Genomic DNA, 15,350 nt, shown 5'->3' with positions numbered 1-15,350 from the left:
TTTAAGCCTTATTGGAGGTTCGCTGCTTGGCTTTGTCGGTCAGCGCCATGCTGCCCCGTCTGGTGATTTGCTTGATGTGATCGACATGCCGAAAACGTATCGCGCTCCAATCTTCATCAATGGCCACTTGGCGGACGGGTTCAAGGTCATATTGTCCCAGTATTTTCCAGCCCGTATCCCGGTTGAAATCGCATTGATACCGTTTCGAAGTGCCTTTTGGATAGCAGAACCACAGTGCCGCGTCAGTTTCCAGCTTAGGGACGAGCTGCGTGATAATGTTGTCAATTTCTTTTTGTTGTGTGACGAAAACAATCGCAAAAGAGATGCTTCCGGCCCGTTCTACTTCAGTGACTATCTGCGTATCAGCGGCGATATCATTCAACGCCACTTGGAAACTTGGAGGGTGGTTGATGGAAAGCAGGGATTTTTGACTCTTGAAATTGAGTTTTTTAAATAATGCATTCATTTTTCAATGGATTTGACAACATAGACAAAAATAGTCAAAAATCGGAAGACATAGGTATGGACATAACAGGTAATGGATGGAGGCTACGGGAGGCACCATTATCCAATAAGCAATGCGATTTGCGACTGTACTGTTCTGTTTTGTTATGAAGCAAGAATGCCGTACTTTTGGACGGCGGGAGTGTGCGCGTGTCGCCGCCTTGTTACGCCTATTAAAAAGCTTATATGAAGAATTCGGAAGTTAGTACCGTGAATAGCGAACTGAAATACCTGAAGTTGGCTCACCTATTATTGGATAAGATAAAGCAAGGAGATTTGCGCATCAATGACCAGCTGCCGTCGGTCAACCGGTTGGCTGCCGAGCACAATATCAGTAAAAGCACGGTGCTGATGGCACTGAATCACCTAATGGAAAAAGGGATTATTGAACCAGTTTACCGGAAGGGCTTTTTTGTGAAGAAAAATAGCATTGATCACCAATTCCGGGTCTTCTTTTTATTGGACAAATTGACGGTTTTCAAAGAGGAGCTATATCATTCTTTTTTCAATAGATTAAAGGATCATGCGCATATTGATGTATTTTTTCACAATTACAGCTATCGGATTTTCGAACGGCTCGTGCTTGAAAACTTGGGGAATTACACGCATTATGTGATACTCTCCATCATGAAAGAAGATGTGTCACCAATCATTAATCTGATTCCTCCAGAGAAAAGAATAATACTTGATTACAATATCGAGAATTTGAATGGGGATTATTCTGCTGTATACCAAGATTTTGCAGGTGATATCTATGCAGCGATGAAGGATGTGCGTGGGCGTGTGGAAAAATATCGGCGGGCTGTGCTGGTTTTGCCTGAGGATTCGTTTTACGGCAACTTAGTAAAAGATGGTTTTTTGCGTTTTTGTGAAGAATATCAGTTTGATTACCTGATTGTCCATCAAATTGAGCGCAGTCAGTTCAGGCGTGGGGACGTTTACATTACGCTAAACCGGCATGATCGGGACGATGTAGATATCATTAAGTTGGTGCGCGAACATAAGTATAAGCTCGGTCGGGATATCGGGCTGATTTCGTATAACGACCTCTATGTCAAAGAAGTGCTTGAAGGAGGCATTACCGTGATAAGCACGGATTTTTCCAAGATGGGGGAAGAAGCGGCTAATTTGATTTTGGAGGGCAAAGTGGCGAAAATCAAGAATCCCAGCAAATTAATCATTAGACCGTCTCTTTAGCTGAACTATACTGTTCTGTTCCTGTTTTTTGGTATTTATTGTAAACACATGGAAATTCTTTCTGGGTGTTTTTTATTTTTTTATAGCTAACTATCAGCTATATATGTTTATTAGCCGAATCTTCTGTACTGGTCTGTATTGTTTTATAATGTTTTTTGTATATGTTTGTACTGTAAATCAAATTATGAAACATGACTGCTTTGCCGATGCTTGCGTTCCTTGTTGCTTTGACGGGCGTGGCCACATCCGCTCAACCTCTTGTCGTTAGGGATACATTAGTTCAAGTTGCTGGTCGGGAAGTGTATATAGCGATGCCGCCAATAACGCAAGACGGGTACCGCGTCGTATTAGCCTTACATGGTAGTGGCCGTGAAGCACGAAGCTATAAGCCTGGAGACAGCAAGGCAAATGCTTTTTATGTGCGTCAGCGCGATCTGGCCGTCAAAAACGGGTATCTTTTTGTAGTCGTCTCTAACGGAAGCGACACTTGGGGTACTGATCGGGGGCTTAATGCGGTATTGGATGCCTATCGGTACATTGAAGCGAATTTCCGCGTGCAGCAAAAGTGGGTATTGTGGGGCAGTTCGGCAGGGGGGGTGCTCATGTATCGTTTGATAAAGGAATATCCGGCTATTGTGGATAGGGCTTTGGGTACATTTGCCGTCTATAATCTCTCCGATGCTTTCAAACGCCTGACATCTGCACGTCATGCGTGGCGGTGCGATAGCGCTTTTAAAGACATTAATCCAGCTGCGGCGCCAAAGGCGCTTGCACAGATACCCTTGATGCTTTTTCATGGCATAGCCGATCAAACAGTGCCTTTGGAGGCGCATTCCGGTCGGCTCGTGCAGGATGTAAAGCCGTTCGGTGGATTGGTTGAACTGTACAAGGCACCGGGTGGCCATGATACAGCGAATATGTCGTTATATCCAGATCGGTTAATCAATGATTTTCTACGAAAAAAAATAAACTAACAACGAATAAACTTAAAAATGAAAAGCGTATGAAAATGTATCCAAAACTTGGAAAACGCTTGCTTGCGTTGTGGAGCCCGCTCCTGCTTTTCTGCCTGGCACAGGGCGTAAGTCTACTGGAGGTGCAGGCTAAGCATGTGAAAACACAGCAAACCGTTTCGGGACGGGTCATCAACCACGATGACGGAACAGCGATTGTTGGGGCCGTGGTGAAAGTGAAAGGCACGGATGCCGGTACCTCGACCGATGCCGACGGGCGCTTATACCGCAGACATCGGTTTTGATGTCGGCCTGTTCAATAACCGTGTACAGGTAGGGTTTGACTTCTATCGAGCAGATACCAAGGATTTGCTTTTGAATGTCCAGATTCCGGAAGTGACAGGTTTTGCCACTGCGCTTCAAAACGTGGGAAGTGTGCGGAATCAGGGGGTGGAATTTGAACTAAATACGGTTAACTTAGCGGGAGCTTTCCGGTGGACATCCGCTTTTAACATTTCGGCCAACCGGAATAAGGTGCTGTCGCTTGGGCCTGACGGAAGTCCCATCTATGGCACAAATGAGGGATATCGGCTCACCATTACGCAAATCGGCCAGCCCATTGGCAGTTATTATCTCTTTGAGCAGGAGGGCGTGTTTATGAATGAAGCCGATCTAAATAGCCATCCGCATTATCTGACGCAAAATGTAGGTGATATCAAGTACAGAGATTACAACAACGATGGCCGCATCGATCAAGATGATATTCACATCGTTGGCAATGCGTTTCCTGATTTTTTCTGGGGCTTCAGGAATACCTTCTCCTACAAGGGACTGGACCTGACGGTATTTATGGATGGTCAGCAGGGCGTCGATATACTAAACATTGGAAGTCGCTCCAATATGCAATCCCGCCAAAATGTATGGGGAATGTGGCGCGACCGCTGGCGCTCGGAGGATAACCCTGGCAACGGTATGGTGCCGAGGGCTGCTGTGACCGAGAATATGACGACCCCGTCCACGTTCTGGCTATTTGACGGCTCTTATTGGAGCATCCGGAACATCACTTTTGGCTATACTTTTCCTCAGACCGTGCTTAATCGCTGGACGGCGGTGAACGGTGTGCGTGTTTTCTTCAGTATGGATAATGTGTTCATGCATGATCACTATCACGGGAACCCGCAGACCGGAAATCATGCAAATACAAGCCTGACACCGAATATAGACAGTGGAACCAGTTATCCCTTGGCCCGGAATTTTACATTGGGATTGAATGTTAAATTTTAATATGAAAGACATGAAGCGCATTATTATTATCATGTTGGCCGGTTTGTTACAGGCTTGTAACAACTTGGACCTTGTGCCGATATCTGAACGCACCGTGGAAGGGTACTACCAAACGGAAGAGCATATCAACTTAGCGCTGCTCGGTTGCTACAACGGGTTGAGAAGTGCGATGGTAAGCCAGCAATATTCATACATGCTTACCGAGTCGAGGAGCGACAATACCTTCCAAAGCCTCGATTACAACGATGGAAACATTTCAAGATTCTCAGAAACATCCCTACTGCCCATACTTTTCACAGCATGGAGCGATTATTACAATAAGATCCAGCGCTGCAATAAAGTGTTGGAAGAGATGGTAGCGATAGATATGCCCATCGAAACCGCCCGTCAATACGAAGGCGAAGCGAAGTTTATCCGAGCGCTGCTGTATTTCGATTTGGTGCGGTTGTGGGGGAGGGTGCCGTTGGTGACAACGACGTTGACCATCGATGAAGGTTACCAGGTACGGCGCAATGAAATCAGTGAAGTGTATCGCCAGATTGAATCGGATTTGATTGATGCAGCGAACCTACTGCCACCTGATTACCCCAGCGCCAATCAGGGCAGGGCAACCAGTTGGGCAGCAAAGGCGTTTCTCGGGAAAGTGCTTGTGTTTATGAGTGGATACCCGCTTAATGCTGCTCGTTGGGGCGATGCCGCCACCCTGTTGCATGAAGTCATTGAATCAGGGCGTTTTGAGTTTTTTGAAAACTATGCGGACGTCTTCAGCCACGAGCATGAGTCGGGCCGCCAGGCGGTATTCTCTTTGCTGTTTAAAACCGGTGTTTCCGGAGAGGGAAACCCGTTTCCTACTCGTAACACACCCAATTTTATTTCTCGGGCGCTGGTGCCTATGGGCGGCAGCCCTTTTCAGTTGTTCCTCTCGAACGATCTGATAAACAGTTTTGAAAATGGAGATACGCGGAAAGAGGCGGTGATCTGGAGTGAATGGACAAACAATGCAGGGGAAGTGATTACATCCCAGCCGTTTAGCAAAAAATACTTGAATGGACCCGCCGTGCAGGGCGATGGGTGGGACATCGACTGGATCTTGCTTCGTTACGACGATGTGCTGATGTTGTATGCCGAATGCCTCAATGAGCTGGGCTATGTGCCCGAAGGTGAAGCATTCGATATCCTGAATAGGATCAGACAGCGTGCGGGGCTAACACCAAAAACAGCAACTGATATATCAGATCAGCAGCAGTTCAGACGATGGGTAGAGCATGAGCGCCGGATGGAGTTCTGTTTTGAAAATCAGCGGTGGTTTGACTTGGTCCGGACGGACCGCGCATTGGATGTGATGCGGGATTTTTTACGCAACTACGGGATCGAGTCGGCGATGGGATCGCGTGCCCGTTATTATTACCCCGTACCGCAGCAAGTGTTAGACATCAATCCGAATCTTGAGCAGAACGAAGGATATAACTAATAATCGCATGGAAAATCGTATCACAGGTACTTGGTGTACACTTTTGCTACCCCTCAATTCGGATGACAGTATCGATTTCGGAAAGCTGGAGGTACAAATAGATGCGCTTATTGCTTTTGGGGTGAGCGGCATTTATTCCAACGGTACGGCCGCTGAATTTTACAGTCAATCGGAGGTGGAGTTTGATCAAATCAGTGAACTACTGGCCGAGCGGTGCAGGGCTAAAGCCACACCGTTCCAAATAGGCTGCAACCATGTCAACCCTATGCTGGCGCTCGAACGTGTCAAACGGGCAGCTGCCTTACAGCCCGACGCCATACAGGTGATACTTCCGGACTGGACAGTACCTTCCATGGACGAGATTGTCGATTTTCTGATGGCCGTTCAGCAAGCCGCCAATCCGATTAGGCTGGTATTGTATAATCCGCCTCATGCAAAACGGGTGTTACTGCCGGAAGAATATGGGATATTGCGTGAGTCGGGTGTACGGTTGGCCGACTGCAAAGTAAAGGGCGGTGACGCCGCATGGTACGCGGCTATGCGCCAGTCCGATCCCGAACTTTCACTCGGTGTGCCGGGCCATACGCTCGCTAGTGGAATATTGGCGGGCGCTGACGGGTCGTACTCCAATATAGCGTGCCTGCATCCGGGTGCCGCACAAACCTGGTATCACCTGATGGCGGTAGATATGGAACGGGCGCTGGAGCTTGAAAAGCGCATAGGTCTCTTTATGGAGCAACTTATCCGGCCATACATTACGCGGTACCGGTATTCGAATCAGGCAGTCGACAAACTAATGGCGGCCGTGGGGGGCTGGGCGCCGATAACTACGCGGCTGCGCTGGCCATATCGCGGTGTCCATGAGCGAGAAGTAGGCGCAGTCCGGATTGAAGCCGAGCGAATTATACCAGAGTTTTTCCCAACAAACTAACAACGCATTAATCTCATGAAGAACATTATAACTTGGATCGCTTGCCTAATCTGCCAATTCCCACTTGCTGCGCAAGAACAAAGAGCGGATACCGTGCCTACGGTTGTAGCGGCAACGAAGGAGTCGCAGATTTTGTTGTCTCATAAGCAGTTTGCCGACAAGCAGTACCTGGCTTTCCCGGCGCTGATACAACTACCAAACGATGAGGTGTTGATCACACTCAAACGGGGAACGGCGCATGGCAATGACCGCGAGGCAGTTTGCGACATCATCCGCCTGAGCACCGCCACAAACCGCGTCACCGCACATCAGACCATCGGCAGCATAGCCGATAGAAAATTCCAGATCACCGTGCCGTTACAGACGCCAGACGGTAAGCTGCATTTTTATACTGATTTGCAACACACGGGACCTGATGGCCGGCATTACCGGGAGGGCATGCTGTACACCACGAGTGAGGATGACGGTAAGACGTATAAGCCATGGACAACGCTAAACCTGGTAGACGGTGTTGAATACGCTTATCCGTTTGACTTTGTTATTGACAATAACGTAATATATATGCTGGCGATGTCCTTTGGCTACCGCCCTGGGGGACGGTGGTCTGTAGCCGTTTTGAAGTCGGAAGATGCCGCGCAATCATGGACGTTTGTCAAAAATATTACGGAAGCCCTTGGAGACATTGCGATTAACGAAAGTGCCTTTTTGCGTACAGCCGACGGGTTCGCAGTGGTGGTGCGTGGTTACCACGACCAACCTACCCAGATCGCGAAATTCGACAAGTCGTTCAACCTGGTCAGTGCAAAGGACCTGACGGGCACAGGCATATTGGAGGGACTGATCGGGTGGCCCCGAATTTTTTCCAGGGATGGCAAGCTGTATGTGCTTGGGCGAATCCGATTGCCTGGGACGGCATTTATGCAATTTGGGTTGCTGCGGGTGAATGCCGAAAACCTGGCTATTGAGCAGGTGGCATTGCTGGACAATGAAACCGGCACCCTGCCGGTCAAAGACGGGTATTATGCCGGATTTTACTGGACTGAAAAAGACGGGGCAACCTGGTTGAACACCGTAACTTACCGATCGGTTGCAAACGACGAGTATCCGGATATTGTACGGCTCGCGTTTCGTTGGGAGGAGGTGCAGTGAGATTTATAACGCAAGCGGATGCCTACCCGAAAACATCAAAAAGCTTATGAATACATACAGAGATAAAATCATTGTTGAGGCAGAAAGCTTCGATGAGTTCGGCGGATGGGTTGTAGACCATCAGGCAATGGACGTGATGGGATCGCCGTACCTTTTAGCGCATGGGCTGGGTAAGCCGGTGGAGGACGCCGTGAAACGCATCCCTTTCAAACAGGGGGGCAATTATCATATTTGGGTTCGCACGCGCGAATGGGCGGCGCCTTGGAACGATGCCGTTGACGTAAGCCGCTACGATGAGCGTGAAAGCCCCGGACGTTTTCAGCTGGTTATCAATGGTCGCGTACTACCTACGGTGTTCGGTAACCGAAATGGTGAATGGCACTGGCAATACGGCGGTACAGCGGCCATCGAAGCTGGGCTGGTCGAGATAAGGCTGCGTGATCTGACCGGATTTGACGGCCGCTGTGACGCGATAGTGTTTGATTTGGATGGCGAGGAGCCTCCCAACGCGCTCGAAGCACTTACGGCATTCAGGAAACGGTGGCTTGGATTACCTAACGAACCCCGGGATAAGGGAACGTTTGATCTGGTCGTGGCCGGAGGAGGCATCGCGGGGATTTGTGCCGCCGTCGCTGCGGCAAGGCTTGGATTAAAGGTTGCATTGGTGCACAACAGACCGGTCGTGGGCGGCAATAACAGCTCCGAAATCAGGGTGCAGCTCGGCGGAAAGGTGAATATGGAACCTTTCCCGGCACTTGGTAACTTAGTCAATGAACTGGACCCTCAGCAAAAGCAAAACGCAAGGCCAGCGTCGGACTACAAAGATCACCTCAAGATGGACTTGGTAAGCAATGAACCAAACATCAGTTTGTTTTTGAATACGCACATTCAGCAAGTACATTTGGATGGCGACCGAATACGAGCCGTCGATGGTGTGGATATCCTAACGGGTGTTCCCTGCCGATTCAGCGGGCGGCTGTTTGCAGACTGCACGGGCGATGCGAACCTGGGCTACCTGGCTGGTGCAGATTTCCGTACCGGTAGGGAGTCGGTCGCTGAAACCGGTGAATCGCATGCTCCTGAAATTGCTGATAACCTGACCATGGGCACATCGGTCATGTGGTATTCGGTGGTTGATGAAGCGGCCGATTGCGGATTTCCGGAAACCCCTTGGGCAGTGCAGTTTGACGATCAAAGTTGTCAGAAAGCCCGTAAAGGCGACTGGGACTGGGAACTTGGGCTGGGCCGGGATCAAATTAAAGAAATCGAATATATCCGGGATTACGGCCTGCGCGTCGTTTACGGCAATTGGTCTTTCCTGAAGAATAAGTATACCAATAAAGCGGAGTTCAACCACCGCAGGCTGGATTGGGTAGCTTACATTGGCGGCAAAAGAGAATCACGCCGTTTATTGGGCGATGTAATCTTGCAAGAGCAAGATATTTTCGGCCGGCGCTTTTTTCCGGACCGTTGCGTGACAACGACCTGGTCGATTGATCTGCATTACCCCCGTACGTTTCCAAATTTCCATGGCGAGCCATTTAGAGCCCGCTGTGAGAAGACCAAGATCGAACCGTATGCCATTCCATATCGTTGCTTGTATTCTCGCAATATTGCAAACTTGTTTATGGCAGGCCGAAATATTAGTGTTACGCACGTTGCCCTGGGCACGGTTCGGGTTATGAAAACGACGGGAATGATGGGGGAAGTAGTCGGGATGGCTGCGGCGCTGTGCGTGAAACATCGTACTACACCGAGGGGTGTTTATGCTGATCATTTGGACGAGTTTCGAGCGGCCTTAGCGGAAGGGGTCCCCAGTTTCGGTAGTGCGACCATGCTTAATACCATCGCACATCAATGAGCTATAAGCAAATAAAATACCTGAGATGCCTTGCGTGTGGGCTGTTTGTCTTGCTGGCATCAGCATGCGGTACTGCGCAGAAAAGGCCCGTTTCTGACGATGCTCGATCGCAGATGGTCCGCATCCTGCGCCATGTGCTGTATGACACGCTGCAATGGGAAAAAGTCCATGCCGCCAGCTATCTGCTGCAACTGGATTATCAGGATGACGTGCGTGATGTATTTCTCGAAGAGGCACAGTGCAAGGGGCACATACCCTTTTATCGCATTGGTATTTGGCGGGTATTGGCTTCGGCGCCGGCACGGGAAGCCGAACAAGGGAAGTGGCTGGAGCGTATTCAAGGTGTTGCTGCCGACACTTCCGCACTTGACAGGGTGCATGCTGTGGAATCATTAGCCAAGCTGGGCATGCCAACGACATGGGAGCCGAATACGGCCGATCCGATACTGAACCTTTTTATACGATGGGCTAACAGCTATGCCACGGCCGGGAATTTGCACCAGACGGTAGACGCTTTACTGCATATAATCGCCGACAGCGAAGGACGCCGGCAGACCAGAGAACGGCGATTGGCGGCCTATGCTATCCGGAATATCGGCAGGCTCGATACCCGGCAATGGAACGAGCTCGCCGACCTCGCTCTTGGTGATAATACGCCCCATGCGCAGCAGGTTTATTGCCTCGCGGCAGCAGTGGCCGCAGCACCGCAAGCGATGAAAGGCACCCAACGTTTTTTTGAACTCAAGGATCGGTTGATTACCCTAGCCAGCGAGGGCGCTGCGGCAGAAAAGATGGAGTTGTCGCTCGCCTTGGCCGAAAGTGGGGGGCCGGACGACTTGGCCATGCTGTATGCTTTGGCTGAAGCTGGCAGTGCTATAGTGTCGACGGCCGGCGAGCTTTCGGATGTGCGTGCGGCCGCAGCTTACGCAATATTGCGTATTGACCGTAGGCATACGAACTCGCTGACCGTTCTGGATTGGGCTGTCATCGCCGCTTACGGCCTGCTGATGCTCTGGATAGGTTGGCATTATTCAACAAAAAATACAACCCGGGACGACTACCTCCTGGGTGGCCGCAGAATGAACCCGGTGGCGGTGGGCATATCACTTTTTGCAACGCTACTGAGTACGTTGAGTTACCTGTCATATCCGGGTGAAATGATTCAACACGGCCCAGCCATCTTTGCTGGCATGCTGGCATTCCCTTTTGTTTACTATGCGGCCGGATGGTGGTTGATTCCGAGAATCATGCAGATGAACGTTACAAGTGCTTACGAAATCTTGGAGTACAAACTTGGCCCGAGCGTACGTGTGATGGCTACGTTCATGTTTTTATCCCTGCGTTTCCTGTGGATGGCTACCATCATTTACGTGACCATCGACGTGGCGTTGCTGACGGTCGTGCCTATAGACCGTGCTTACGTGCCACTTATCGGTATTGTGTTGATGGTTATCACGATTGTCTATACATCAATGGGTGGGTTAAAGGCTGTTGTAGTCACCGATGTGATTCAATCACTCATTTTCCTTGGCGGCGGGTTAGTCAGCGTTGCGGTGGTCATGGCCGGTGTCGGTTCCTTTACCGGATGGCTTCCCTCCGCATGGCCCGCTCATTGGAATCCGCCGCGCCTGGGGTTTGACTTGCAAGAACGCTCTACCATTGGTAATGCGATGATCATGCTTTTTGTCTGGTACATCTGTACCACCGGATCGGACCAGCTTGCTATTCAGCGTTATTTGGCCACGAAAGACGTGGCCACGGCACGGCGATCCCTTCGCGTGTCGTTGTACACCAACCTCTTCGCAAAGATCTTGCTTGCCATGGTCGGGTTGGCAATGCTTGCCTATTTTAAGGCGAAGCCTCACCAGTTGGCGGACCACGCGTCATTGCAGGGGCAGGCTGACACACTGTTCCCGAGGTTTATCATGGTCGGTCTGCCCGCGGGTATTTCCGGGCTGTTGATCGCTGGCTTGCTTGCAGCGGCGATGTCCAGCTTGTCATCGGGGCTGAACGCTGTATCCTCGGTCATTTCGCAGGATGTACTCCATCGATGGTGGCCACGAAGAGCAGCTTCGTCAAATCCTTTGCGACAAGTAAGAAACCTATCATACCTCACCGGAGCCGTCACGATGGTATTGAGCATCTTTATCGCTTACGTCGAGGGCAATTTGTTTGATGTCGTCGTCAAAGTCGTTAATTTGTTCGTCGCACCACTTTTTGTGTTGTTTTTTATGGCACTTTTTGTTCCCTTTGCTACGGAAAAAGGGACACTCTTTGCGGGGGCGACGTCCATTGCCGCGGCGATTGCCGTTGCTTACTTCGGGGTACTTGGTATTACTGTACTTTGGATTTTGCCAGTTGCGTTAGTTGTCGGGGTGGTATGCGGGATGGCTTTCAGTTTTTTTGAACAAAAGAATAACTTAACAAAATCGTAATATGCGCTCATGTAAGTCGTTGGCCAAATGGCGGTCAGGTGAACCAGTTTTAGGCACCACGCTACACCTTGCCGATCAGTCGATATTCGAGATGGTGAGCTTGATGGGCTTTGATTTGTTGTGGGTCGATTTGGAGCACCATGCCCACAGTCTGGAAACTGTCAGTGGATTGATGCGCGCCGCGCGGGTTGGAAGTGCCGATGTCATTGCGCGGCCAGCGAAGGGAGAATTCATGCGCCTCGCTCGATTGCTTGAGTCGGGAGCACAGGGCATTATGTATCCCAGGTGTACTACCGCTGAAGAGGCAGCAGAAGTCGTGCGGAATGCAAAATTTCCGCCAATGGGGGACCGTGGGTTGGATGGTGCAGGTCCCGACATGCCCTATGGGCTAATGGACCTGCATGCCTATCTGAAATGGGCCAATGAGGAAACCTTCATTGCCATCCAGATTGAAGACAAGGCAGGGTTGGACCAAGCTGAGGCTATCGCCCGCACCGCAGGTGTCGACCTGCTCTTTTTTGGGCCTGGAGATTACAGCATACGCAACGGCTTTGCCGGCAATTTTAACGACGACCGCTATTGGGAGGCCATCGGCAAGGTTGCCAAAGCAGCGAAGTCCGCCGGAAAATGGTGGGGTACACCGGCCTTTGATGCACTGCACGCGCAAAAACTTTTGGATGCTGGCGCTATGTTGATAACCCGTTCGAGCGATTTGAGCTTACTTCGCCAAGCATATGACGGCATGAAATCCGAATTTGGTGCATTAGGTTTCACCTTTGACAGTTTCCTTTACTGATGTTCGTGGTATTTTGTCCTGAAACCGGATGGTGACTCTCCGGTCTTTGTTAAAAACAGGCGACTGAAATAGGCTGGATCGTCGTAACCCAATTCATAGGCTATTTCTTTGGCGGTCATCGATGTATGGACCAATAGCCGTTTAGCTTCCAGTACGATTCGGCTTTTTATGATTTCGTTGGGCTGCGGCAAGTTTAGCCGCTTAAATTTATGGGTGATGGTCTTCGGTGCCATATTCAGCAGGTCTGCATAATCGGCTACGGTATGCTTCTTCTTGTAATGTGCGTCCACCAGAAGCGTGAACTTCCTGAAAAACTCAAGGGCATTGTTTTGCTCCCTAATCGCCGTATCCAGATGCTGTTTTTTCCACAATCGGGTAGACCTGATAAGCAACTGTTTTAGGTAAGTGCGGATCATCTCTTCCAACGAGTAGTCATGAAGCTCAAATTCAGCTTTCATTTGACGGAAGAGATAATCGATGAAAACCGTTTCTTCCGCATCTACTTCCACCAGCGGCATATTGTGGATGTTGTTAAACAGCAGGCCGTCGCATGCTACTTCGTTGTCATGGATCTGAATGCAATAAAAATCTCGGTTATAAAATATCAGGTATCCAGGCTCAGCGCCAGTCGTTTCAATTTGTAGAAGCTGATTGGGCGCAACGAAGAAAAGAGCAGCTTGCTTCGGGCTGTACACCGTGAAGTCAACGCTCAGCTTACCGCCTTTCGGAAGGTAAAGCGCTTTGATGTACTCCCTGTAGGCACCCTCGTTAATGGAGTTCACCTTTTCTTCATTGACTGATATCAGCCCCAAGGTTTTTAGGCTGCTTTCAAAAAGGTTTTGCTTTGTGTCAATCATCGCTCGTGAAAATATGGTTAAAAATAGTTAATTGTACCTTACGTTGATTGCGGATAGGTAAAACTTGTGGGGCTATCAATACCCCACAAGTGCTTGTTGCATGATTTCACTTTCTCGCGAATTCTTCGAGCGCTGTGTTGAATTTTTCCATCTCTTCGATAAAGAGCGCGTGGCCGCTGTTTTCGAACCTTACGATGTAAGCATCTTTAATGCCTTTTTGGAGTTCCTCCGCCAACCCAAAGTCACACAATTTGTCCATTACGCCGTGGAAGATGGCTACCGGGATGTCTATGTTGGCAAGCTCCGGGCGTAAGTCAATGTTGGCCAGCGCGACGACAGCTTGGGTGGCAGCATAAGGCGATGCGTCCATGTTGATGCTTTTTAGCCAGTCTGACATGCCCTTGGAAATTCCCCCTTCCGCGCCGGGGAAATCCCTGTCAAAATCTTCAACTATCTTTGGACGGTCAGTCCGGGTCAGTTCGATAAAAGAAGCGGCGCCATCTTCCGTCAGCCCATAAGGGAATCCAGGGCGTTGTACCCAAGAAGGAGCTGCCGCTGCAAATAAGGCCAGCTTGCTGACATGGGCCGCTTGATGTTTGGTCACATAATGGATAACGACCGCGCCGCCCATAGAAAATCCACCTAACACGGCATTTTCGATTTTTAATTTTTCCAACACCGTCTTGATGTCGTCTGAAAAAACATCAAAATCGTATTGGCCATAGGGCCTGTCCGATTTGCCAAATCCCCTGAGCGAAATGCCGATTACCCGAAACCCACGCTGTACCAGGTATTGATACTGATACTCATACATCGCATTATTTAATGGCCAGCCATGTATCAAAACAACGGGTTGTCCTTCACCCCAGTCAATGACATGCAACCGCACATTCTTCTCTACTTCGATATACTCTTCCCTTCCTGCAGAATATGGTATTCTTTTCCCTTGTGAAAAAACCAGGGTGTTTAATGTCAACGAGGCTATAAATCCAATGATTAATGCCCGTGTTTTCATATTTTTGGGCGTTAAGGAAGATAGCCGTGCCGCGCTCAATTTCGGCGTAGCGGTGAAAAATTCCTTTTTCTTGTTGATTTTGCCAATCCATGTGGCTGTAGCTGAATTGTTCATTTTTCGTTGTTTTAATTTTTTTACACTAAATTTTATGAGGCAAAGATGCGGAAGGTTAGCTTGTTGAGGAACGGACAAAAGGCAATGTGAATTGTATATTTTTCCCATTTCGTGACCCCGCGCGACTACGCGGGCCGAAAATAGTCCGTTGACCGCTGACATAGGGTTGTCATAGGCGCTATGTTACTTTACGAAGTATTCATCCGTGTAGGAAAAAATGGAAACGATATATCCCAAAAACAAGCAAGAGTGGCGGAGTTGGCTGGAAAGCAACCATAGGGAAAAGCAATCCGTTTGGGTTGTCTTTTATACAAAAAAATCAGGTAAGCCGACGTTATCCTGGAGCGAAGCCGTTGACGAAGCGTTGTGCTTCGGTTGGATAGACAGTACCAAAAAGAAAGTAGATACCGATTGCGCTATCCAATTTTTCAGTAAACGAAAACCAACCAGCACCTGGTCTAAAATCAACAAGGAAAAAACCGTTCGATTAATCGAAAGCGGGTTGATGACCAAGGCCGGCTTCGAAAGCATAGAAATCGCCAAACAAAACGGTTCCTGGGGCCTATTGGATAGCGTAGAGGCATTAAAAATACCAGAAGATTTAGAAAGTTTATTCCGGCAGCATAAAGGCTCAAAACGTTACTTTAACAGCATGAGTAAGACGAACAAAAAAGCGATATTGCACCGCATTGCGCTGGCCAAGCGGCCGGAGACGAGACGGAAACGGATAGCGGAGGCCGTTGAACTGATAAACCGGGAAATGAAAAAATAACCGTGATCCGT

At 49.3% G+C, this 15,350-nt stretch carries 14 protein-coding genes; 11 read left to right on the top strand and 3 right to left on the bottom strand.

Annotation, left to right across the window (positions count from 1 at the left end; translation table 11 throughout):
* Position 1: 1 nt before the first annotated feature.
* Positions 2 to 466, bottom strand: coding sequence for a hypothetical protein (locus JHJ32_RS15525; protein WP_200121571.1), 465 nt, complete (start codon positions 464 to 466; stop codon positions 2 to 4).
* A gap of 224 nt (positions 467 to 690) precedes the next feature.
* Here JHJ32_RS15525 and JHJ32_RS15520 point away from each other — a divergent pair, with 224 nt between their 5' ends.
* The 10 genes from JHJ32_RS15520 to JHJ32_RS15475 all read left to right on the top strand — a co-directional run bounded on the left by JHJ32_RS15520 (position 691) and on the right by JHJ32_RS15475 (position 12,581).
* Positions 691 to 1,701 carry a GntR family transcriptional regulator gene (locus tag JHJ32_RS15520; RefSeq protein ID WP_200121570.1) on the top strand — a complete coding sequence of 337 codons (1,011 nt, stop codon included), beginning with the start codon at positions 691 to 693 and terminating at the stop codon, positions 1,699 to 1,701.
* 191 nt (positions 1,702 to 1,892) lie between these two features.
* The gene (locus JHJ32_RS15515; protein ID WP_200121569.1) at positions 1,893 to 2,675 is read left to right on the top strand and encodes a S9 family peptidase; all 783 of its coding nucleotides are present in this window, start codon (positions 1,893 to 1,895) and stop codon (positions 2,673 to 2,675) included.
* Positions 2,676 to 2,704: 29 nt separating this feature from the next.
* Positions 2,705 to 2,959, top strand: a complete 255-nt coding sequence (locus tag JHJ32_RS15510) for a hypothetical protein (RefSeq protein ID WP_200121568.1) — start codon at positions 2,705 to 2,707, stop codon at positions 2,957 to 2,959.
* Positions 2,904 to 3,938, top strand: coding sequence for a TonB-dependent receptor (locus JHJ32_RS15505; RefSeq protein ID WP_200121567.1), 1,035 nt, complete (start codon positions 2,904 to 2,906; stop codon positions 3,936 to 3,938). The genes JHJ32_RS15510 and JHJ32_RS15505 overlap by 56 nt, the downstream gene beginning before the upstream one ends.
* 10 nt (positions 3,939 to 3,948) lie before the next feature.
* Positions 3,949 to 5,409 carry a RagB/SusD family nutrient uptake outer membrane protein gene (locus JHJ32_RS15500; protein ID WP_200121566.1) on the top strand — a complete coding sequence of 487 codons (1,461 nt, stop codon included), beginning with the start codon at positions 3,949 to 3,951 and terminating at the stop codon, positions 5,407 to 5,409.
* A gap of 7 nt (positions 5,410 to 5,416) precedes the next feature.
* Positions 5,417 to 6,340, top strand: coding sequence for a dihydrodipicolinate synthase family protein (locus JHJ32_RS15495; protein WP_200121565.1), 924 nt, complete (start codon positions 5,417 to 5,419; stop codon positions 6,338 to 6,340).
* 15 nt (positions 6,341 to 6,355) lie between these two features.
* Positions 6,356 to 7,489: a sialidase family protein gene (locus tag JHJ32_RS15490; protein WP_200121564.1), complete on the top strand. Its 1,134-nt coding sequence runs from the start codon at positions 6,356 to 6,358 to the stop codon at positions 7,487 to 7,489.
* A gap of 46 nt (positions 7,490 to 7,535) precedes the next feature.
* Positions 7,536 to 9,350 (top strand): FAD-dependent oxidoreductase, encoded by a 1,815-nt coding sequence (locus JHJ32_RS15485; protein WP_200121563.1) that lies wholly within the window; start codon positions 7,536 to 7,538, stop codon positions 9,348 to 9,350.
* Positions 9,347 to 11,785 carry a sodium/solute symporter gene (locus tag JHJ32_RS15480; RefSeq protein ID WP_200121562.1) on the top strand — a complete coding sequence of 813 codons (2,439 nt, stop codon included), beginning with the start codon at positions 9,347 to 9,349 and terminating at the stop codon, positions 11,783 to 11,785. Before JHJ32_RS15485 ends, JHJ32_RS15480 begins: the two co-directional genes overlap by 4 nt.
* 1 nt (position 11,786) lies before the next feature.
* Positions 11,787 to 12,581: an HpcH/HpaI aldolase/citrate lyase family protein gene (locus JHJ32_RS15475; protein ID WP_200121561.1), complete on the top strand. Its 795-nt coding sequence runs from the start codon at positions 11,787 to 11,789 to the stop codon at positions 12,579 to 12,581.
* Here JHJ32_RS15475 and JHJ32_RS15470 read toward each other — a convergent pair.
* A complete protein-coding gene (locus tag JHJ32_RS15470; RefSeq protein WP_233632695.1) occupies positions 12,575 to 13,438 on the bottom strand; it encodes a helix-turn-helix domain-containing protein in 864 nt (287 codons plus the stop codon). The genes JHJ32_RS15475 and JHJ32_RS15470 overlap by 7 nt on opposite strands.
* Positions 13,439 to 13,544: 106 nt before the next feature.
* Complete coding sequence (locus JHJ32_RS15465; RefSeq protein WP_233632694.1) at positions 13,545 to 14,567, bottom strand: alpha/beta fold hydrolase; 1,023 nt, start codon at positions 14,565 to 14,567, stop codon at positions 13,545 to 13,547.
* A gap of 217 nt (positions 14,568 to 14,784) precedes the next feature.
* Between JHJ32_RS15465 and JHJ32_RS15460 the strand changes: the two genes are divergently transcribed.
* Positions 14,785 to 15,339 (top strand): YdeI family protein, encoded by a 555-nt coding sequence (locus tag JHJ32_RS15460; RefSeq protein ID WP_200121560.1) that lies wholly within the window; start codon positions 14,785 to 14,787, stop codon positions 15,337 to 15,339.
* Positions 15,340 to 15,350 lie beyond the last annotated feature (11 nt).

It is taken from the genome of Parapedobacter sp. ISTM3 (assembly GCF_016533505.1).
Classification (GTDB): domain Bacteria; phylum Bacteroidota; class Bacteroidia; order Sphingobacteriales; family Sphingobacteriaceae; genus Parapedobacter; species Parapedobacter luteus.
This window is presented reverse-complemented; position numbering and strand designations above follow the sequence as displayed.